We start from the raw sequence: 19578 nt of genomic DNA, 5'->3' as shown, positions 1-19578 counted from the left end.
CCCCCTTTCCCGGGTCGCCCGCGCGACCTGGCGAGCGAGAATGGACGCATGGCCCGCAACGTCGAGCTCAGCGAGTTCCTGCGTCGATCACGCGCCCGTATCTGCCCCGAATCGGCCGGGCTGCCCGAACGGGGCGCCTACCGGCGGGTGCCGGGGCTGCGCCGGGAGGAGGTCGCCCAACTGGCCGGAGTGAGCACCGACTACTACACGCGGCTGGAGCAGGGGCGGCAGATCAGCCCCTCGGCCGGTGTGCTGGAGGCGGTGGCCGCCGCGCTGCGGCTCGACGACGCCGAACGTGCCCACCTGTTCGACCTCGCCGGACCCAAGCCCGGCACCGCCCGCCGCCGCTCGGCGCCGACCGTCCAGCGCGTCAGGCCCGGGATGCGGCGGTTCATGGACTCCTTCGTCGACCAGGCCGCCTTCGTCCTCGGGCGCCGCACCGACGTGCTGGCCACCAACCACCTGGCCCGCGCGCTGATGGCCGATTTCGACGCCATGCCGGTACGCGAGCGCAACCTCACCCGCTGGATCCTGCTGGACGAGGCCGCCCACGCCCTGTACCCGGACTGGGAGCAGGTCGCCGCCGAGATGACCGCCACCTTGCGCCTCGACGCCGGCCGTCACCCCGAGGACACCCGCACCGCCGAGCTGGTGGGCGAACTGGCCATGAAGAGCGAGCACTTCCGCCGCTGGTGGGCCGACCACAAGGTCTTCGACCGCACCCACGGGACCAAGCGTCACCACCACCCCGTCATCGGCGACCTGACCGTCGACTACCAGGCGTTCACGATGCCGGGCGAGCCCGACCAGACCCTGTTCATGTACCTGCCGGCGCAGGAACAGGCCTCGCAGGACGCCTGGAAGCTGCTCGCCAGCTGGAGCGCCCGGGAACCGGCGGCACGACGGGACGCCGGCGGCCGCGGTGTTGCTCCCGCGCGCGCCGACAACACCCGGGGGTTCGACCGGCGTTCGGCCTGAGGCGGGCGGCGCCGGTGCCGCTGCCGGTGCCGCGCTTCAGCCGCGGGGGACGGCGAAGTCGTCGAGGCGGGCGCGTTCGGGGGTCAGGGCGGACCAGGGGCCGGGCCAGGTGAGGACGGCGAGGGCGGAGGTCGGGAACTTGTCGGCGGCCCGGAGCAGGGCGTCGGCACGGGCCTCGCCCGTCAAGCGCAGGACGAGGTCCTGGACCCCCGGGTTGTGGCCGACCAGCAGGAGCGACGCGGCGTCGTCGGGGGCCTCGCGCAGGACGTCGAGGAGGGCGCGGGCGGTGGCCGCGTAGACCCGCTCGTCGAGGCGCACCGGCGGGGGCGGCGTGGCGCCCAGGGCCTCGGCGGCGAGTTCCCAGGTCTCCTGGGTGCGCCGGGAGGTCGAGCAGATCACCAGGTCGGGGGTGTGCTTGCCCTCGCGCAGCCAGCGGCCGACGGCCGGGGCGTCACGTCGGCCGCGGGGGCCGAGCGGGCGGTCGTGGTCGGGGACGTCCGGCGGCCAGGCGGACTTGGCGTGCCGCAGCACGACGAGCCGTCGCGGTCCTTCCGTGCGGCGCCTCACGACCTCACCCCGCCGACCTCGCCGGTCAGCTCGAGGGCGAGCACGCGGTCCGCCTGGGCGAAGGTCTCGAAGCGGGAGCCGTCCGGCAGGGCGGTCTCCGTCTCCAGCCGGTCGAGGGCGGCCAGGTAGGCGGCGGTGTCCAGATCCGCGCTCAGGGCCGCCTGGAGACGCTCCACGTACTCGGCGCACATCGGTCTGGACGGCGATTCGGCCCAGCGGGCCACGGCACCGCGCCAGTGCCGGAGCCCCGCGTCCGCCGCCTCAAGGGTCCGCGGGGTCAGTTCAGCCGGGGCCCGGCGGTCCAGACGGAGCAGCGCCAGCCGTACGCCGGGCCCCGCGGTTACCTCGTCCGGGTGAACCGGTCCGATGTCCAGGCGGGGGCCGCCGGTCCCGGTGCCCGCCGGTGCGACGTGCACGCGGGCGGGGCCGGCGAGCGCCTCCTCGGCCTCGCGTACGTCGTCGCCGCGTGCCGCGCCGGGCTTGATGCCCAGTGCCGCCGCGGCCGCGTCCAGGGCGGGGTCGGCCGGGCCCACCGAGGCCACCAGCACCTGCCCGCCGTGGGTCTCCGCCGTACGCGCCAGGACGTCCGCCAGCAGCAGCACCCTCAGCGCGGTCGTCCCGCCCACGGCGCCGGTGTGGGCCAGCACCCGCAGCGGAAAGCGCCGCCCCGGGTCCAGTTCCACGGGCTCGCCGCTCCTGCCGTCCACGATGCGCAACACGCCTCCGAATCTAACCCGTACGGCTCACCGGCGCAGGTGCCCGCACCGGGTGACGGGGTCTCGCACGGCGCTCGCGCGCAAAGGGGACGACGCAGCCGCCCGGCGGGCCCGGCAGGACCGCCGGCACGCGGACGACCACGAAGTGCCGTGCGGGCCGGAGGACTTGCGGCCGGCCGGCGCGGTGCGCCCCGGTGCGACGACGGCGTGCCGTCCGCCGCACGGGCCCGGACGGTGTCGCCGGTTGCGGGGCCGGCCCGCTGGCACATGTGAGACGTGGCGCTTTGACGCCAGTCGCCGGTCGTTCCCCCGGTCCGGGCGGGGCCGGTAGGACCGGGCCATGACCTCCCTCATACCCCGTCGCCCACGAGGCGGACGGGCCCTCGCGGCCGCCGTCGGCGTCGTCGCCGTCCTCACGACCCTGACCGGCCCGGCCGGGCCCGCGGCGGCGGACGGCACACCGCCGGCACCAGCCGCGGCCCGTCCCTCCGTCGCCACCCGCACGGTCACGCTGATCACCGGCCATGTCGTCCGGGTGACGGACGTCGGCGGCGGCAAGAAGTCCGTCGACGTGCGGCGCCCGCACGGCTCCACCGGAGGCGTACGGACCGAGACCGTCGGCGGCGACCTGTACGTCTACCCGGACGAGGCCCTGCCCTACCTCGCCGCGAACCGCCTGGACCGAAGGCTGTTCGACGTCACCTCGCTGATCGAGCAGGGCTACGACGACCAGCACAGCACCGGCATCCCGCTGATCCTCGGCTACCGCGGCGAGGTCGCGGCCACGGCGCCCGCCGGCACCACCAAGGTGCGGTCGCTCAGGAGCGTCAACGGGGCCTCCGTCAGGGCGGCCAAGAAGCAGGTCAGGAAACTGTGGACCTCGGTGGCCACGGACGCCCCCGCGGACCGGCCCACCCTGCGCGGCGGCCTGTCCAGGATCTGGCTGGACGGCCGGGTCCGCGCAACGCTCCACGACAGCACCGCGCAGATCGGCGCGCCCGCGGCCTGGGGCTCCGGGCTCGACGGCAAGGGCGTCAAGGTCGCCGTGCTGGACACCGGGGCCGACACCCACCACCCCGACCTGGCAGGCCGGGTGAGCGGCGCGGTCAGCTTCGTGCCCGGCGAATCCGCCGAGGACGGCAACGGGCACGGCACGCACACCGCCTCCACCGTGGGCGGCAGCGGCGCCGCTTCCGAAGGCGCCGAGAAGGGCGTGGCCCCCGGCGCGGACCTGCTGATCGGCAAGGTGCTCGCCGACGAGGGGTACGGCGAGGACTCCTGGGTCATCGCGGGCATGGAGTGGGCGGTCGGTCAGGGCGCCAAGGTGGTCAGCATGAGCCTCGGCGGGTCCGAGCCCACCGACGGCACGGACCCGATGAGTCAGGCCCTGGACCGGCTCAGCGAGAGCAGCGGCGCGCTGTTCGTCGTGGCCGCCGGCAACACCGGCTACGAGGCGTCGATGAGCGCCCCGGGAACCGCCGGCTCCGCGCTGACCGTGGCCGCGGTGGACTCCGAGGACGAGCTCGCGTACTTCTCGACCACGGGCCCGCGGTACGGCGACTACGCGCTCAAGCCGGACATCGCCGCCCCCGGCGTGGACATCCTGGCCGCGAAGGCCGGGGGCAGCGCCGACGGCGGCTGGTACCAGACGATGAGCGGTACCTCGATGGCCACTCCGCACGTCGCGGGCGCCGCGGCGATCCTGGCGCAGGAGCACCCGGACTGGAGTGCCCCGCAGCTCAAAGACGCACTGATGAGCACGGCCAAGCCGCTCCCCGGACTGACGGCCTATCAAGTCGGGGCGGGGCGGGCCGACCTGGCCGCCTCCACCGCGGCCACGGTCACCGCCACCGGCTCGGCGTACTTCGGCTTCGACGCCTGGCCGCACGGCGGCCCGGCCGCGGTCGGACGCACGGTCACCTACCGCAACAGCGGCGGCTCCCCCGTCACCCTTGCCCTCGGCATGACCGCATCCGTGGCCGGCGGCCCGTACGACGTCGATCCGGGCGCCGACGCCGGGACCCCCGCACCCGAGGGGATGTTCACCCTCTCCGCGGACTCGGTGACCGTCCCGGCGCACGGGACGGCCTCCGTCACCGCCACCGCCCGGCCGGGGCTCGGCGCCGACGGCCGCCGCTACCTCGGGCAGATCTCCGCGAGCGACGCGTCCGGCGCCGTGCGGGCACGTACCCAGGTCGGGCTGTACCGGGAGGAGGAGCGTCACCCCCTCGACGTCACGCTGAAGGACCGGTCGGGCAAGCCCGCCCCGGGCTTCGTCCAGTTGCAGCGCTTCGGCACCGACGCGGACCCGCAGATCGTCCCCGTGGACGGGACCGGCCGCGCGACCGTGCGACTGCGGGCCGGCACCTACAGCGCGCTGAGCTACCTCGCCGTGGCCGGCAGCCACGGCCCCGACTCCCTCGGCATGGCCCTGATGGGCGACCCGGAACTCGTCATGGACCGGGGCCGCGCGCTCGTCCTGGACGCGAGCAGGACCCTCGAGGTCACCGCCGAGGTGCCGCGCAGGACCGAGGACCGGATGCTCTACATGAACTGGTACCGCTCGGACGGCGGTACCAGCACCGTGGACTCGCAGTACCTCCTGCCGTCGACGTACGACAGCATGTTCGTCCTGCCCACCCGGCAGGTGACCCGCGGCACCTTCGAGTACGAGACCCGTTGGCGCAAGGCCTACCCGCTGCTGTCCCTGTCCCGTGACGGCAGGCCCGTCACCGTCCTGGGCCAGGCCGGGACCGGCTTCTACGAGGGCCGGGAACGCATGGGCGTGGTGTACGCCGGTTCCGGCGCACCCGCCGACTACGCCGGGCTGCGCGTCAAGGGCAAGGCCGTGCTGGTGGACCGCTCGGACGCGCTCACCGGCTCGCAGCGGGCCGAGGCGGCGGCCGACGCCGGCGCCGCCCTGCTGATCGTCGTCAACGACGGACCGGGCAAGCTCCTGGAGTACGTCGGCACCGACGAGGGCGGCTACAGCAGCGTCCCGGTGGCCTCGGTGACCGCCCGCGAGGGCAGGCCGCTGATCGAGCGGGCCCGGCACGGGACGCTGCGCCTGGACGTCGAGGGCGTGCCCGACTCGCCGTACGTCTACGACCTGGTCGCCCCGCACCCGGGACGGATCCCGGCGACGGGCCTGACCTACCGGCCGCGCGCCTCGGAACTGGCCGTCGTGGACATGCGCTTCCACGGCACCACCGGGTACCCCAGTGGCGAGTACCGCTGGGACTACCGGCCCTACCGCACCTACGCGGTCGGGTTCCCGCTGAGGATGGACATGCCCGGGACGCGGACCGACTACCTCTCCGCGCAGCCCGGTACCTCGTGGGCCGAGGACGCGATCACGGGGCCCGGTCTGGCTCTCGAGTCGAACGGCGCCCTCACCACGTACCGGGCGGGCACCCGGGTGGCGAGCGACTGGTTCGCCCCCGTCGCGCATCCGCGCAACGGCGGCGGCTACTGGTGGTCCGAGCGTCAGCAGGGCTTCCTGTCCTTCAACGTCCAGCCCTGGACGGACAGCGGGAGCGGCCATGGCGGCACCATGCAGGACGGCACCGCCGGCCTGGACCTCAAGGTGTACCAGGACGGTGAGCTGGTGAAGACCTCGGCGTACGCGTCGGCGACGCTCTGGCCGGTCCCGACCGTGCCCTCGACGTACACCCTGGACCTGCGCGCGGAGCGCGACGCGGCCGCCTACCGCCTCTCCCCCCGGACGCACAGCGTGTGGCGGGTCAGGTCCGAGCCGGTCACCGATCCGCTGGGGATCGACCGGATGGCCCTCATGCAACTGGACTACGGGATCGCCACCGACCTCTCGGGGAACGCGCGCGGCGGCCGGCAGACCCTGCGCCTGACCGGCAGCCACCTGCCGCACGCGGCGGGGGCGGGCCGGGTCGCGGGCGCGACGCTGTCCGTCAGTTACGACGACGGGCGCCACTGGCGTCCGGTCCGCCTGGACCGTACGGCGGCGGGTCACTGGACGGCCCGTTTCGACGCCCCGCACCGCGGGTTCGTGTCGCTGAAGGCCCGGACCTGGGACGACGCGGGCAACAGCCTCACGCAGGAGGTGACGCGGGCCTACGGACTGAAGTAACTTTCCGCATCCGCGTCAAGGGCGGGCCCCGGGCATCCACAGGCCGGGGCCCGCCCGGCGTCCCCACCCGCTCCGAGGAGTCCCATGCTCGCCGCGCTCGGTCTCGGCCCGGCCGAAGAGGAGATCTACCGTCTCCTGGTGGCCCGCGGCCGTGCCGCCGTCCACGAACTCGCGGCCGAAAGCGGCCGGGCCACCGGGGAGGTACGGGAACTGCTGACGGCCCTGACCGGGCGCGGCCTCGCCGTGCACGAGGCCGTGACGGGCACGGCGGCCAGGTTCACGGCGGCACCCCCCACGGTCGCCCTCGGCGGCGAACTGCGGCGACGGCGCGACGAGCTCGGCGCGGCGGAGCACGCGGTGCTGGCACTGGCCGAGCAGCACCGAACCTCCGCCGGGAGCGGCGTCGTCGAGGTGATCAGCGAGGTCGGCGCCGTACGGCACCGGTTCCGGCAGCTCCAGGAGTCCGCCCGGCACGAGGTGCGGTCGATGATGGTGCCCGAGCTCGCCGTGGTGCGGCCGGACGACAACGCGGCCGAGAGCGCCGGGGTCCGCCGCGGGGTCCTCTACCGCACGATCGTGCAACGTGACGCCCTCAACGAGCCCGGCATGGTCACGCGGGCGCTCGCGGACCTCGCGGCGGGCCAGCGGATCGGCGTCACCGACGTCGTCCCGGTGAAATTCATGATCGCCGACCGGGACCTGGCGATGCTGCCGCTGCTCAGCGGCCGGAACACCGCCGCGGCTTCGGTGCTGGTGCACGCGGGCGGGCTGCTCGACGCGCTGGTCGCGTACTTCGAACTGGCCTGGGAACAGGCCTATCCGCTGTCGCCGCGGGCGGCGGGGGACGGCGTCGCCGAGGAGCGCCCGGACGGCATCGAGGAGTTCGACGCCCGCTTGCTCGCGCTGGTGCTCGCCGGGCTCACCGACGAGGCGGCCGCGAGCCGCCTCGGGGTCTCCCGGCGCACCGTCCAGCGCCGCATCGCCGAACTCATGGCCAAGGCCGGTGTCGACAGCCGCATCCAGCTCGGCTGGCACGCCGCCCGCCGCGGCTGGGCCTGAGCGCAGGGTCGCCCGGGCCGGGCGGGCGGGGACGGTCAGTCGTCCTCGGCGGACGCCGGGGTGTCGCGGTCGGGGCCCTGCGCGCGGACGCGCTGGACGTGCTCCAGGGATGCGCGCAGGTCGCCGAGCCAGGTGTCGGTGTTGCCGCGGACGAGGCGGACGCACCAGGCGAGGGCCTCGCTGCGGCTGCGGGCGACGCCGCCCGCGACGAGGGTGTCGAGGACCTGGCGCTCGGGCTGGCGGAGCCGGGTCATGACGGGGACGGAGACGGTGGTGTACAGGGCCCGGCGCCCGCCGCACTCCACGCCCCAGGAGACCTTGCGGCCGAAGCGGTGTTCCGCCTCGCGGGCGACGGCGACGCGGTCCTCGCGGGTGCGCTCCCGGAACTCGGCGATCCGTCCGTCGAGCGCGGCCTCGCGTTCCACCGGTGACGCGCCGGCGCCGACCGCGGGCTCGGGGATGCGGCCGACGACGGTGATCTCCTCGCGGTCGACGGCCACGTCCACGAGCGCCTCGAACAGTCCGTCGGGGAGCCGCCCGGCGAGCCAGCCGCGCAGCGCTTCCTTCTGTTCGCTGGTAATCATGTAATCAACATTACGCCTCGGATTTCCGAGCGCAAGAGCCCCCTGAAACTCGCGTCCGAGGCGTCGCGTTGTCCCCGGGCGCGACTTACAGTTGCGCGTATCGGAGCAGAACGGGGGATTCGCCACGCGACGCCTCTGGGAGGGCATATGACCCGCATCTCGGTGAAGGTGGACGGCACGGCCTACGAGGACGAGGTGGAGCCCCGCCTCCTGCTCGTCCATTACCTGCGGGACCGGCTCGGTCTGACCGGTACCCCCGTCGGGTGCGACACCACGAACTGCGGTGCCTGCACGGTGGACCTCGACGGGAAGAGCGTGAAGAGCTGCTCGGTGCTCGCCGTCCAGGCCGACGGCGGCGAGGTGACGACGATCCAGGGGCTGGCCTCCGCCGACGGCGAGTGGCACCCGCTGCAGAGGGCCTTCCACGAGCAGCACGCCCTGCAGTGCGGGTTCTGCACCCCGGGCATGATCATGGCCGCCCGCGACCTGCTGCGGGAGAACCCCGACCCCACGCCCGAGGAGGTCCGCGAGGGCCTGGAGGGCAACCTCTGCCGGTGCACGGGCTACATGAACATCGTGCGCGCCGTGCTGGCCGCCGCCGCCGAGGAACGCCGGCACCAGGCTCCCGAGCCCGGCGCCGTGGCCGAGCACGCCGAGCCCAGCACGGCCGGAAGCGGGGCACCGGTATGACCGACCAGCTCACCGGACGCGAGCCCGAGGTCGGCCGCGCCCGGGTCCGCAAGGAGGACGCCCGGCTGGTGACCGGCCGGACCAACTGGACCGACAACATCACCGTCCCGGGCCTGCTGCACATGGCGATCCTGCGCAGCCCCATGGCGCACGCCCGCATCGAGCGGATCGACGTCACGCCCGCCCTGGAGCGGCCGGGGGTCGTCGCCGCGTACAGCGGCCGCGACCTGGCCGAGGGGCTCGGGTCGCTACCGTGCGCCTGGCCCGTCACCGAGGACATCGTGCTGCCCGAGCACCCGCCCGTCGCCGTCGACGAGGTCCGCCACACCGGCGACCCGGTCGCCGTCGTCGTCGCCCGGGACCGCTACGCGGCCGCCGACGCGCTGGAGGCGATCGACATCGACTACGAGCCGCTGCCTCCGGTCCTGGACATGGAGGCGGCGCTCGCCGAGGGCGCCCCGCTGGTCCACGCCGACAAGGGCACCAACCGCTGCTACACATGGCCGCTGGCCACCGGCGAGGACTACGCGACCGTGCGCGAGCGGGCCGACGTCGTGCTGCGCCGGCGCTTCGTCCAGCAGCGGCTCATCCCCAACGCCATGGAACCGCGGGCCGTCGTGGCGGTGCCGCCGGACACCTCCGACCAGTACACCCTGTACTCCGCGACGCAGATCCCGCACATCGTGCGCGTGATGATGGCCGTCGTCACCGGCATCCCCGAGCACCGGCTCCGGGTGGTCGCACCGGACGTCGGCGGCGGCTTCGGCTCCAAGCTCCAGGTGTACGGCGAGGAGGCGCTCGGCCTGGCCGTCGCCCGCAAACTGGGCCGCCCCGTGAAGTGGACGGAGTCCCGCTCGGAGGGCTACCTGGCCACCCACCACGGCCGCGACCAGATCCAGGACCTCGAACTCGCCGCGACGCGCGAGGGGAAGCTGCTCGGGCTGAAGGTCGACCTGCTCGCCGACATGGGCGCGTACCTGATGATCGTGACGCCGGGCGTCCCGCTGCTCGGGGCGTTCATGTTCCCCGGCATCTACAAGATGGACGCCTACGACTTCACCTGCACGGGCGTCTTCACCACCAAGACCCCCACCGACGCGTACCGCGGCGCGGGCCGCCCCGAGGCCACCTTCGCCATCGAGCGCATGATGGACGAGCTCGCCGCCGAACTCGGCATGGACCCGGTCGAGGTGCGCCGCCGCAACTGGATCGGCCACGACGAGTTCCCGTACACCACCATCGGCGGACTGACCTACGACAGCGGGAACTACGAGTCGGCGACGGACAAGGCGCTCGCCCTCTTCGGCTACGACGACCTGCGTTCCGAGCAGCGCAAGCGGCAGGAGAGCGGCGACCGGACGCGGCTCGGCATCGGGGTGTCGACGTACACGGAGATGTGCGGGCTCGCGCCCAGCCGGATCCTGCGCGACCTGCGTTACGGCGCGGGCGGCTGGGAGGCGGCCTCCATCCGCATGCTGCCCACCGGCAAGGTGGAGGTGCTGACCGGCACCAGCCCGCACGGGCAGGGCCATGTGACGAGCTGGAGCCAGATCGCGGCGGACGTGCTGGGCGTGCCCTTCGAGGACGTCGAGGTGCTGCACGGCGACACGCGCACGGTGCCGCAGGGCATGGACACCTACGGCTCGCGCTCGCTGGTCGTCGGCGGGGTGGCCGTGCACCGCGCCGCGCGGAAGGTGGTGGACAAAGCCCGCAAGGTCGCCGCGCACCTGCTGGAGGCGAGCGAGGACGACCTGGACTTCACCGACGGCGTCTTCTCGGTCAAGGGCTCGCCCGAGGCGCGCAGGACCATCCAGGAGGTGGCGTTCGCGACGTTCACCTCGCACGACCTGCCCGACGGGCTGGAACCGACGATCAACGCCGAGCACGTGGAGGACCCGGAGGCCTTCTCCTACCCGCACGGCACGCACCTGTGCGCGGTGGAGGTCGACACCGAGACCGGCCGGGTCCGGATCCGCAGTTACGTGTGCGTGGACGACGTCGGGAAGGTCGTCAACCCGATGATCGTCGAGGGCCAGGTGCACGGCGGTCTCGCCCAGGGCATCGCCCAGGCCCTGTTCGAGGAGGCCGTGTACGACGCGGAGGGCAACCTGGTCTCGGGCACCATGGCCGACTACCTGGTGCCCTGTGCGGCCGACCTGCCCGACTTCCTCACCGACCGCACCGAGACGCCGGCGACCACCAACCCGCTGGGCGTCAAGGGCGTCGGCGAGGCCGGGACGATCGCCTCGACCCCGGCGGTGGTCAACGCCGTCGTCGACGCCCTGCGGCCGCTGGGCGTCAAGGACGTGAAGATGCCGTGCACACCGGAACGGGTCTGGCGGGCCCTGCGGGACGCGCGGTCCGCCCGGCCGGAGGAGGACGGCTCATGATTCCCGCGTCGTTCGACTACGCCAGGCCCCGCTCCGTGGAGGAGGCGGTGGGGCAGCTCGCGCTCGCCGGGGAGGACGCGAAGGTGCTGGCGGGCGGTCAGAGCCTGCTGCCCATCCTGCGGATGCGGCTCGCCTTCCCCGAACTCCTGGTGGACGTCGGCCGGATCCCCGGCCTGCGCGGGGTGCGGGCCGACGGGGACACCCTCGTCATCGGCGCCCTGACCTCGCACCACGACGTCGTGCACGACCCGCTGGTGCGGCGGCACGCCGGGCTGCTGGCCGCCGCCACGGCCACGGTGGCCGATCCGGCGGTGCGTCACCGCGGCACGATCGGCGGCGCCCTCGCCCATGCCGACCCCGCGGGGGACGTGCCCGCGGCCGTCCTCGCCCTGGACGCCGAGCTGGTCGTCCAGGGGCCGGACGGGCGGCGGACCGTCCCGGCGCGGGAGTTCTTCACCGACTACCTGCAGACGGTGCTGCGGCCCGACGAACTGCTGGTGGAGGTACGGGTGCCCAAGACGGACGCCTGGGGCTTCCACTACGAGAAGTTCCAGCTCAGCGCGCAGGCCTGGGCGGTGGTAGGGGTGGCCGCGCTGGTGCGGAGGGACGACGGCCGCATCGTCGAGTCCCGGGTCGGGCTGTCGAACATGGGGCCCACCCCGGTGCGCGCCACCGCCTGCGAGGCGGCCCTCGCCGGTGCCGACGCCGTACCGGAGGCGGTGGCCTCGGCCGCCGGCAGCGCGGCGGAGGGCACCCGTCCGGCGTCCGACCTGTCGGCGTCCGCGGACTACCGGGAGCACCTGGTGAGGGTGCTGACCCGCAGGGCCGTCCTCGCCGCGGCGGACCTGACATGAGGAGCGGACGCAGCGCATGACCTGGCCGGCGCACGGGATTCCGCCGGGGTGGACCGCCCCGGCGGGGTCCTCCTGCGGGCCGCTTCCCGTGACGACGGCACGCGCCGGGGCGGTGGGGCCCCACGGCCCCGGCACCCCGGCACCCGCCGCCGCGCCCCGCGATGCCGCCCCTCCCCTCGCCTCCACCGCCGGGCTCCCGGCGCACACGACCGGCCCGCTTCCGGGGATCGCCGGCCCCGACCAGATGCGGGCCCGGCTGGAGGAGACCGGCTACCTGGTCGACGACGGCCTCGCCGTCGCCTGCTACCTGGCGCTGACGCTGCACCGCCCGATCTTCTGCGAGGGCGACGCGGGCGTCGGCAAGACCGCACTGGCGCACGCGCTCGCCGGGGCGCTCGGCGCACCGCTGATCCGGCTGCAGTGCTACGAGGGCATCGACGCGTCGCAGGCGCTGTACGACTGGGACTTCCCCCGGCAGTTGCTGCACCTGCGGGCGGCCGAGGCGGCGGGCGTCAGCGACCCGGAGACCCTGGAGGGCGAGCTCTACAGCCGGCGGTTCCTGCTGGCGCGGCCGCTGCTGCGGGCCCTGGAGACCAGCCCCTCGGTGCTGCTGGTCGACGAGATCGACCGCGCGGACGACGAATTCGAGGCCTTCCTGCTGGAACTGCTGTCGGAGTACTCCGTCACCGTCCCCGAACTGGGCACCCTGCGGGCGCAGTCGCCGCCCGTGGTGGTGCTCACGTCCAACCGGACGCGCGAGGTGCACGACGCCCTGAAGCGGCGCTGCCTCTACCACTGGTTCGACCACCCCGGCTTTGAGCGGGAGCTGGCGATCGTACGGCGCAGGCAGCCGCACGTGGCGGCGCGGCTCGCGGCGCAGGTGACGGCCGTGGTGCAGTGCCTGCGGGAGCAGGACCTGGTGCGGCCGCCCGGGGTGGCGGAGACCATCGACTGGGCGGAGGCGCTGGCCGCGCTGGGGGCGACGGAACTCGACGCGGACCTGGCGATGACCACCCTCGGCTCGGTGCTGAAGTACCGCGAGGACGCGGAGCGGGCGCGCTCGCTCGACCTGTCGCAGATCCTCGCCGCGCGGGCGGGCGGGTCGCGGTGAGCACCATGCGCACGGTCACGGCGGACGGCACGGCGGGGGTGGTGGGCTTCGCCCGCGCCTTGCGGGCCGCCGGGGTGCCGGCCGGCCCGGACCGGGTGGCGGCGTTCCTGGCCGCGCTCGGCAGGCTCGACCCGTCGCGGCGCCGCGACGTGTACTGGGCGGGACGGCTGACGCTCTGCGGCGGCCCGGACGACCTGGAGCGCTACGACCGGGTCTTCGCGGCCTTCTTCGACGGCGGGCGGCCGCCGCACCGCCGGGTGCGGCCGGCGGTCCGCCCGGTGCGCCCGCCGGCGGTGCCGCGTGCCGTGCCCGGGGAGCGCACCGCCGGTGAGGAGGCGGGTGACGGCCCCGCCGCGACCGCGCTCGCCAGCGCGACGGAGGTGCTGCGGCACCGTGACGTCGCCGCCATGACCGCGCCGGAGCGTGCCCAACTGCACCGGCTGCTGGCGGTGTTCGCCCTGGACGGCGAACCGCGCCGTACCCCCCGGCGCCGTCCGGCGCGCCGCGGGGACGTGGATCCGCGGCGTACCGTACGGGAGTTGCTGCGCCGGGGCGGCGAGCCTGCCGCGCTCCCGCGGCGGGCCCCGGCCCGCAAGCCGCGCCGGGTGGTGCTGCTGCTGGACGTCAGCGGGTCGATGGCCCCGTACGCGGACGCACTGCTGCGGTTCGCGCACGCCGCCGCGCACGGTTCGCGCGGCCGCACGCCCACCGAGGTCTTCACCCTCGGCACCCGGCTCACCCGGGTCACCCGCGAGATGGCGCGCCGGGACCCGGACGCCGCGATGGCCGCGGTCGGGGCGGCGGTGCCCGACTGGAGCGGCGGGACCCGGCTCGGGGAGACGCTGCGGGCGTTCCTGGACCGCTGGGGGGCACGGGGCACGGCGCGCGGCGCGGTCGTCGTGCTGATGTCGGACGGCTGGGAGCGCGGCGACCCCGCCCTGCTGGCCGCGCAGATGCGGCGGCTGGCACGCCTGGCGCACCGCGTGGTGTGGGCCAACCCGCGCAAGGCCAGGCCCGGGTACGCGCCGCTGGCGGCGGGGATGGCGGCGGCGCTGCCGAGCGTCGACGCCTTCGTGGAGGGGCACAGTCTGGGCGCGCTGGAACGTCTGGCCGCCGTGGTGAGAGGAGCCGACGGTGCGTGAGATCCTTCCGGCGCTGAACGACTGGTACGCCTCGGGAACCCCCTTCGGGCTGGCCACGGTGGTGGCGGTGAGCCGCAGCGCACCGCGCGGACCGGGCGCGGCCATGGCGGTGGGACCGGACGACGAGGTCGTCGGCAGCGTCTCCGGGGGCTGCGTGGAAGGCGCGGTCTTCGAACTGGCCAAGGAGGTCGTCGAGTCGGGCGAGGCCCGGATGCACACCTTCGGCTACAGCGATGCCGACGCCTTCGAGGTCGGCCTGACCTGCGGCGGTGAGATCACCCTGCTGGTCCGTCCGGTGTCCCCGGCCACGGACCCGGGCTTCGGCGAGGTGGCGGCCTCCGTCGCCGCGCACCGCCCCGTGGTCACCGCGACGGTGCTGGACGGTCCCGCGCCGCGCGGCGCCACGCTCACGGTGTGGCCTGACCGGGTCGCGGGCACCCTCGGCTCGGAGGGCCTGGACGCGGCGGTCACCGACGACGCCCGCGGTGAGCTGGCCCAGGGCGCGACCGGACAGCGCCACTACGGACGGCACGGCGAACGGCGCGAGGACGACGTGACGGTGTTCCTGCAGTCCTTCGCCCCACCGCCGCGGATGCTGGTGTTCGGCGCGATCGACTTCGCGGCGGCGGTGGCGCGGATCGGGCTGTTCCTGGGCTACCGGGTGACCGTCTGCGACGCCCGTCCGGTGTTCGCGACCCCCAAGCGCTTCCCCGAGGGCGTGGAGGTCGTCGTGGACTGGCCGCACCGCTACCTGGGCGGCACGGAGACCGACGACCGCACGGTGGTGTGCGTCCTCACCCACGACCCCAAGTTCGACGTGCCGCTGCTGGAGGTCGCGCTGCGCCGCCCCGCCGCGTACATCGGCGTCATGGGCAGCCGGCGGACGCACGACGACCGGCTCAAGCGGCTGCACGACACGACGCTGGCTCCGGCCGAACTGACCCGGCTGCGCTCGCCGATCGGGCTGGACCTGGGCGCGCGCACCCCCGAGGAGGTCGCCGTGTCGATCGCCGCCGAGATCATCGCGCTGCGCTGGGGCGGCAGCGGCACCCCGCTGTCGGGCACGGCCGGCGCGATCCACCCTCCGGTGCTCAGGCCGGTGTGACGAGGAGGAGATCATGGAACTGCACCACGAGTTCGAGGTCCCCGTCCCGGTGGCGGACGCCTGGCGGGCACTGCTGGACATCGAGCGCGTCGCGCCGTGCATGCCGGGCGCGACGGTGGAGGAGTACGACGGCGAGACCGTGCGGGGCTCGGTGAAGGTCAAGGTGGGCCCGGTGACGGTGACCTACCGCGGCACGGCGGTCTTCGAGGAGCGGGACGGGACCGCGCACCGCGTCGTGCTGGCCGCCCGTGGCAAGGAGGTCCGCGGCCAGGGCACGGCGCGGGCGACGGTGACCGGCACCCTGGCGGAGAAGGACGGCGCGACGGTCGTCTCGGTGACGACCGACCTCGCCGTGACCGGCCGGCCCGCGCAGTTCGGGCGCGGCGTGATGGCGGAGGTCGGCGACCGCATCATCGGCCAGTTCGCCGACTGCCTCGCCGGCCGGCTGGCCGCCCCGCAGCCCCCTGCCGGGGGCGAGGACGCCACCGAGGACGCGCCCGCCGCACCGGCGGACCACGGGGACGAACCCATCGACCTCCTCCGCATCGCCGGCGCCCCGGTCGCCAAACGCGCCGCGGCCGCCGGCCTGCTGGCCGCGGGCGTCGGTGCGCTCGTCGTCTTCCTGCTGCGCCGCCGCCGCTGACGCGGATGCGGACGCGGACACGGACGCGGGCGCGGGCGATGCGCGGCCGACGCCGAGCCGGTGCCGGGGGGCAGCAGGGCGTTGGCCGTGGTGCGGGCGGGCTCAGAAGTTGATCATGTGGCCGGCGAGGCCGTGGACCGCTTCCTGGACGGCCTCGCTGAGGGTGGGGTGGCCGTGGACGTTGCGGGCCAGTTCGGCCGCAGTGAGGTCCCACTTCTGGGCGAGCGTCAGCTCGGGCAGCAGCTCGGTGACCTCGGGGCCGATCAAGTGGCCGCCGAGGAGTTCGCCGTACTTGGCGTCGCTGATGAGCTTCACGAAGCCGCTCGCGTCGCCGAGGCCGTGCGCCTTGCCGTTGGCGGTGAAGGGGAACTTGGCCACGCGCACGTCGAGGCCGCGCTCACGGACCTGCGCCTCCGTCCACCCGAAGCTGGCGATCTGCGGCTGGCAGAAGGTGACGCGCGGGATCATCACGTAGTCCAGCGACATGGTCTCGGCCTCCGCGATGGTCTCGGCGGCGACCACGCCCATGGCCTCGGCGGCGTGCGCGAGCATCAGCTTCGCCGTGACGTCGCCGATGGCGTAGATGTGCGGGACGCTGGTGCGGCAGAACTCGTCGATGTCGATGGCGCCGCGCTCGGTGAGCCGGACCCCGGTCTGCTCCAGGCCGTAGCCGGAGATGCGCGGCTGGAAGCCGATCGCCTGGAGCACCTTGTCCGCCTCGAGCGTCTGCCGCTGGCCGCCGGTGGTCACCATGACCTTCACCGGGCCGCCCGCGTCGTTGATCGCCTCCACCCGGGTCGAGGTGAGCACGTCGATGCCCAGCTTGCGGTACTGGCGGGCGAGTTCGGCCGACACCTCCTCGTCCTCCAGCGGCACGATCCGGTCGAGGAACTCCACGAGGGTCACCTTCACCCCGTAGTTGTGCAGGACGTACGCGAACTCCACGCCGATCGCGCCGGCGCCCGCGATGAGGATGCTCCGCGGGAGCGTGTCCGTCATGATCTGCTCCTCGTAGGTCACGACCCGCTCGCTGAGCGAGGTGCCGGGGAGCAGTCTGGTGGTCGCGCCGGTGGCGATGATGCAGTGGTCGAAGGTGACGGTCTCGCTGCCGCCGGAGCCCAGCGCGACGTGCAGGGTGTGGTCGTCGGTGAAGGTGCCGTGGCCCTCGAACTTCGTGATGTCGTTCTTCTTCATCAGGAAGTGGACGCCCTTGACCCGGCCGTCCGCGACCTTGCGGCTGCGCGCGAAGGCCTCGCGGTAGTCGAAGCTGACCTCGCCGTTCACCCGGATGCCGAAGGTCCTGGCCTCCTTGGTGAAGATGTGCGCCAGTTCGGCGTTGCGCAGCAGGGCCTTGGAGGGGATGCACCCCACGTTGAGGCACACCCCGCCCCAGTAGCGCTCCTCGACGATCGCCGTGCGCAGGCCCAGCTGGGCGGCCCGGATGGCGGCGACGTACCCCCCGGGACCCGCGCCCAGGACGACGACGTCAACGTGTGTGCTCATGCGGCGACCCCTGTGTGGACCACGGTGCGGAAGCTCGAGCGGGCCGGACGGTCCCGTCGCCCACGATCACGCGCCGGGGGCGGCCGCGCAACACGGGGGTGGCGTCCGCCGCGTCACGTCGGCCGCCCGGCGTACGTCCGGGTCCTGGGCGGATCAGTTGTCCGCGACGAACTGGCGGGCGAGCGCGTCGCCCACGGAGACCGCCTTGGCGTGGCTCTCGATCGGCGCGACGGAGGAGTTCTTGAAGAGGATGTACGTCACGCCGGACTCCGCCCCGCCGGTCTCCGGGTCGGGGTCGATCCCGAGGGCCTGCGCGGTGGCGTACGAGGCCTCGCCGATGATCGCGGTGGGGCCGGTGTCGCCGACGACTGCGTACTCGACCCGGCCTCCGTACACGACGGCCACCACGCCGCCGCCCTTGATGCCGGCGCCGCGGTAGTCCCAGGTGCCGCTGGGGCTGGGGACGACGACGTAGGGGAGCGTCTCGGCGTTGAGCGGGCGGCCGTCCGACTGGTGGAAGGCCGTGTCGTCCTGGAACCAGGGGTCGGTGTCCCAGTTGCAGCGGGCGGTGACCTGGCCGTCGCAGTCGATGTCCATGTCGGCCTTCCAGAACACGGCGCCGTTGGCACCGCAGACCGGGACGGTGGCGGAGGTCTCCTCGTCGGTGCGGTACCTGCCGCTGGAGATCTGCGTACAGCCGTTGACCTTGGCCAGTAACTGGGCGGCCGTGACCGAGCCCTCCTGGGGACTGCGGGGGGACGACCCGGCGGTACCGGCGGCGCCGGCGGCGGGGGTGAGGAGGGCGGCCAGCAGGGTGGCTCCGGCCCCGGCGGTGGCCAGTGCGAGGCGCTTGCGCACGAGGGACTCCTTCCGTTAGGAAACTTTCCTAACTCACAGCTTGGCATCTTGTCGGGGCCATGCCAAGAGGACGAAGGTCCCGCCGGCGAAGGACCCGAAGATGACCGAAAGACCGAGGGCACGCCGCCGCGCGCCGCCTACGGTGGGGGGCTGATCCGCATGCCCGGCATGCACGCAGCCGGCCCCAGGAGGTACCCCCGTGGCACTGACGACCCGCGCGACCCGAGCCCTCGGAGCAGTCGCGGCGGTGACGCTCGCCGGAGCCACGCTCGCCGCCTGCGGCACGGAGCACATGATGCAGACCGCCGGCAGCGCCGCCTCGGCGCCCTCCGTCCGTGCCGCCTCGCCCTCCGCGCCGCCCGCGCCCTCGTCGGCCCCCGCTGCGACGCCGTCCACGGCACCCGGCGCCCCGTCCGGCACGCCGGGCGCGGCCCGCACCCCGGCGGGCACCGCGCACCACGACGCCCCGCACCACGAGACCGCGCACCACGAGACCGCCGCCCCGGGGACCGCCCGGCCGCAGGCCCCCGCGCAGGGCGCGGACCCGCAGCGCGGCGGCGCGGGGGCCCACGGCACCGCGGTCCAGGCCCCCGCCCGTGGCACGTCCGTGACCGCGCGCTCGATCCAGCACGGCGTGGAGGCCCCGGGCAGGTCGGTGGCACTCACCTTCGACGACGGCCCGGACCCGGTGTGGACCCCCAAGGTCCTGGACGTGCTCGCCCGGCACCACGCCAAGGCCACCTTCTGCGAGATAGGCCCCAACGCCGGCGCCCACCCCGACCTGGTGCGGCGGATCGCCGCCGCGGGCCACCGGCTGTGCGACCACTCCGTCCACCACGACGAGGCGCAGAGCCGCAAGTCGCAGGAGTACAACCGCCACGAGATACTCGACGCCCAGAGCGAGATATCCCGCGCCGCCGGCTCCGGCGACACCGCGCTGTGGTACTACCGGGCCCCCGGCGGCGACTTCTCCCCCGCGATCCGCGCCATCGCCGCCGACCACGGACTGCGCCCGCTCGGCTGGACCGTCGACTCCGACGACTGGCGCCGCCCCGGCGCGGACGCCATCCTCGCGACCGTGAACTCCGAACTGAAGCCGGGCGCCATCGTGCTCATGCACGACGGCGGCGGCGACCGCAGCCAGACCGTGCAGGCGCTGGAGACCCTGCTCGACCGGCTCGACGCGGCCGGCTACACCTACACCTTCCCCCAGCGCTAGGTCCGCGGCCCGGGCCCGGCCCCGCCGGGGCGCGCCCGCGTGCGGAGCTGGTCG

Annotated in this window: 16 protein-coding genes; 11 read left to right on the top strand and 5 right to left on the bottom strand. The window is 74.5% G+C overall.

The window, feature by feature from the left end:
* The first annotated feature begins 48 nt into the window (after positions 1 to 48).
* Positions 49 to 978 carry a helix-turn-helix transcriptional regulator gene (locus AC1VWI_RS35635; RefSeq protein ID WP_499515138.1) on the top strand — a complete coding sequence of 310 codons (930 nt, stop codon included), beginning with the start codon at positions 49 to 51 and terminating at the stop codon, positions 976 to 978.
* A gap of 36 nt (positions 979 to 1014) precedes the next feature.
* On the opposite strand, the gene AC1VWI_RS35630 is transcribed toward AC1VWI_RS35635, so the two are convergent.
* A complete protein-coding gene (locus tag AC1VWI_RS35630; protein ID WP_499515137.1) occupies positions 1015 to 1545 on the bottom strand; it encodes a SixA phosphatase family protein in 531 nt (176 codons plus the stop codon).
* Positions 1542 to 2264 (bottom strand): hypothetical protein, encoded by a 723-nt coding sequence (locus tag AC1VWI_RS35625; RefSeq protein WP_499515136.1) that lies wholly within the window; start codon positions 2262 to 2264, stop codon positions 1542 to 1544. Before AC1VWI_RS35625 ends, AC1VWI_RS35630 begins: the two co-directional genes overlap by 4 nt.
* Positions 2265 to 2601: 337 nt before the next feature.
* Here AC1VWI_RS35625 and AC1VWI_RS35620 point away from each other — a divergent pair, with 337 nt between their 5' ends.
* Positions 2602 to 6366: a S8 family serine peptidase gene (locus tag AC1VWI_RS35620; RefSeq protein WP_499515135.1), complete on the top strand. Its 3765-nt coding sequence runs from the start codon at positions 2602 to 2604 to the stop codon at positions 6364 to 6366.
* An 84-nt stretch (positions 6367 to 6450) separates the two neighbouring features.
* Positions 6451 to 7425 (top strand): helix-turn-helix domain-containing protein, encoded by a 975-nt coding sequence (locus AC1VWI_RS35615; protein ID WP_499515134.1) that lies wholly within the window; start codon positions 6451 to 6453, stop codon positions 7423 to 7425.
* A 35-nt stretch (positions 7426 to 7460) separates the two neighbouring features.
* Here AC1VWI_RS35615 and abmR read toward each other — a convergent pair whose 3' ends face one another.
* Positions 7461 to 8009 (bottom strand): ATP-binding transcription factor AbmR, encoded by a 549-nt coding sequence (gene abmR / locus AC1VWI_RS35610; protein WP_499515133.1) that lies wholly within the window; start codon positions 8007 to 8009, stop codon positions 7461 to 7463.
* Between the two features lie 147 nt (positions 8010 to 8156).
* Between abmR and AC1VWI_RS35605 the strand changes: the two genes are divergently transcribed.
* From AC1VWI_RS35605 to AC1VWI_RS35575, 7 genes are read left to right on the top strand one after another with little or no spacing between them, the layout of a single operon-like run.
* Complete coding sequence (locus tag AC1VWI_RS35605; protein WP_326571469.1) at positions 8157 to 8699, top strand: (2Fe-2S)-binding protein; 543 nt, start codon at positions 8157 to 8159, stop codon at positions 8697 to 8699.
* Positions 8696 to 11089 (top strand): xanthine dehydrogenase family protein molybdopterin-binding subunit, encoded by a 2394-nt coding sequence (locus AC1VWI_RS35600; RefSeq protein ID WP_499515132.1) that lies wholly within the window; start codon positions 8696 to 8698, stop codon positions 11087 to 11089. Before AC1VWI_RS35605 ends, AC1VWI_RS35600 begins: the two co-directional genes overlap by 4 nt.
* Positions 11086 to 11943 carry an FAD binding domain-containing protein gene (locus tag AC1VWI_RS35595; protein WP_499515131.1) on the top strand — a complete coding sequence of 286 codons (858 nt, stop codon included), beginning with the start codon at positions 11086 to 11088 and terminating at the stop codon, positions 11941 to 11943. Before AC1VWI_RS35600 ends, AC1VWI_RS35595 begins: the two co-directional genes overlap by 4 nt.
* Before the next feature lie 16 nt (positions 11944 to 11959).
* Positions 11960 to 13054 (top strand): AAA family ATPase, encoded by a 1095-nt coding sequence (locus AC1VWI_RS35590; protein ID WP_499515130.1) that lies wholly within the window; start codon positions 11960 to 11962, stop codon positions 13052 to 13054.
* Between the two features lie 5 nt (positions 13055 to 13059).
* Positions 13060 to 14196, top strand: coding sequence for a vWA domain-containing protein (locus AC1VWI_RS35585; protein WP_499515129.1), 1137 nt, complete (start codon positions 13060 to 13062; stop codon positions 14194 to 14196).
* Positions 14189 to 15301: an XdhC family protein gene (locus AC1VWI_RS35580; protein ID WP_499515128.1), complete on the top strand. Its 1113-nt coding sequence runs from the start codon at positions 14189 to 14191 to the stop codon at positions 15299 to 15301. Before AC1VWI_RS35585 ends, AC1VWI_RS35580 begins: the two co-directional genes overlap by 8 nt.
* Positions 15302 to 15314: 13 nt before the next feature.
* Complete coding sequence (locus tag AC1VWI_RS35575) at positions 15315 to 15944, top strand: SRPBCC family protein (RefSeq protein WP_499515127.1); 630 nt, start codon at positions 15315 to 15317, stop codon at positions 15942 to 15944.
* 102 nt (positions 15945 to 16046) lie between these two features.
* On the opposite strand, the gene lpdA is transcribed toward AC1VWI_RS35575, so the two are convergent.
* Positions 16047 to 17447, bottom strand: a complete 1401-nt coding sequence (gene lpdA, locus AC1VWI_RS35570) for a dihydrolipoyl dehydrogenase (protein WP_499515126.1) — start codon at positions 17445 to 17447, stop codon at positions 16047 to 16049.
* A gap of 153 nt (positions 17448 to 17600) precedes the next feature.
* Positions 17601 to 18305, bottom strand: coding sequence for a glycoside hydrolase family 75 protein (locus tag AC1VWI_RS35565; protein ID WP_499515125.1), 705 nt, complete (start codon positions 18303 to 18305; stop codon positions 17601 to 17603).
* A 199-nt stretch (positions 18306 to 18504) separates the two neighbouring features.
* On the opposite strand from AC1VWI_RS35565, the gene AC1VWI_RS35560 reads away from it, so the two are divergent.
* Entirely contained in the window at positions 18505 to 19524 is a 1020-nt protein-coding gene (locus AC1VWI_RS35560; protein ID WP_499515124.1) for a polysaccharide deacetylase family protein, read from the top strand.
* Positions 19525 to 19578 lie beyond the last annotated feature (54 nt).

The sequence above is a fragment of the Streptomyces sp. TOM-9 genome (assembly GCF_056858595.1).
The sequence above is the reverse complement of the archived record's forward strand: the minus strand, read 5'-3'. Positions and strand labels throughout refer to the sequence as shown.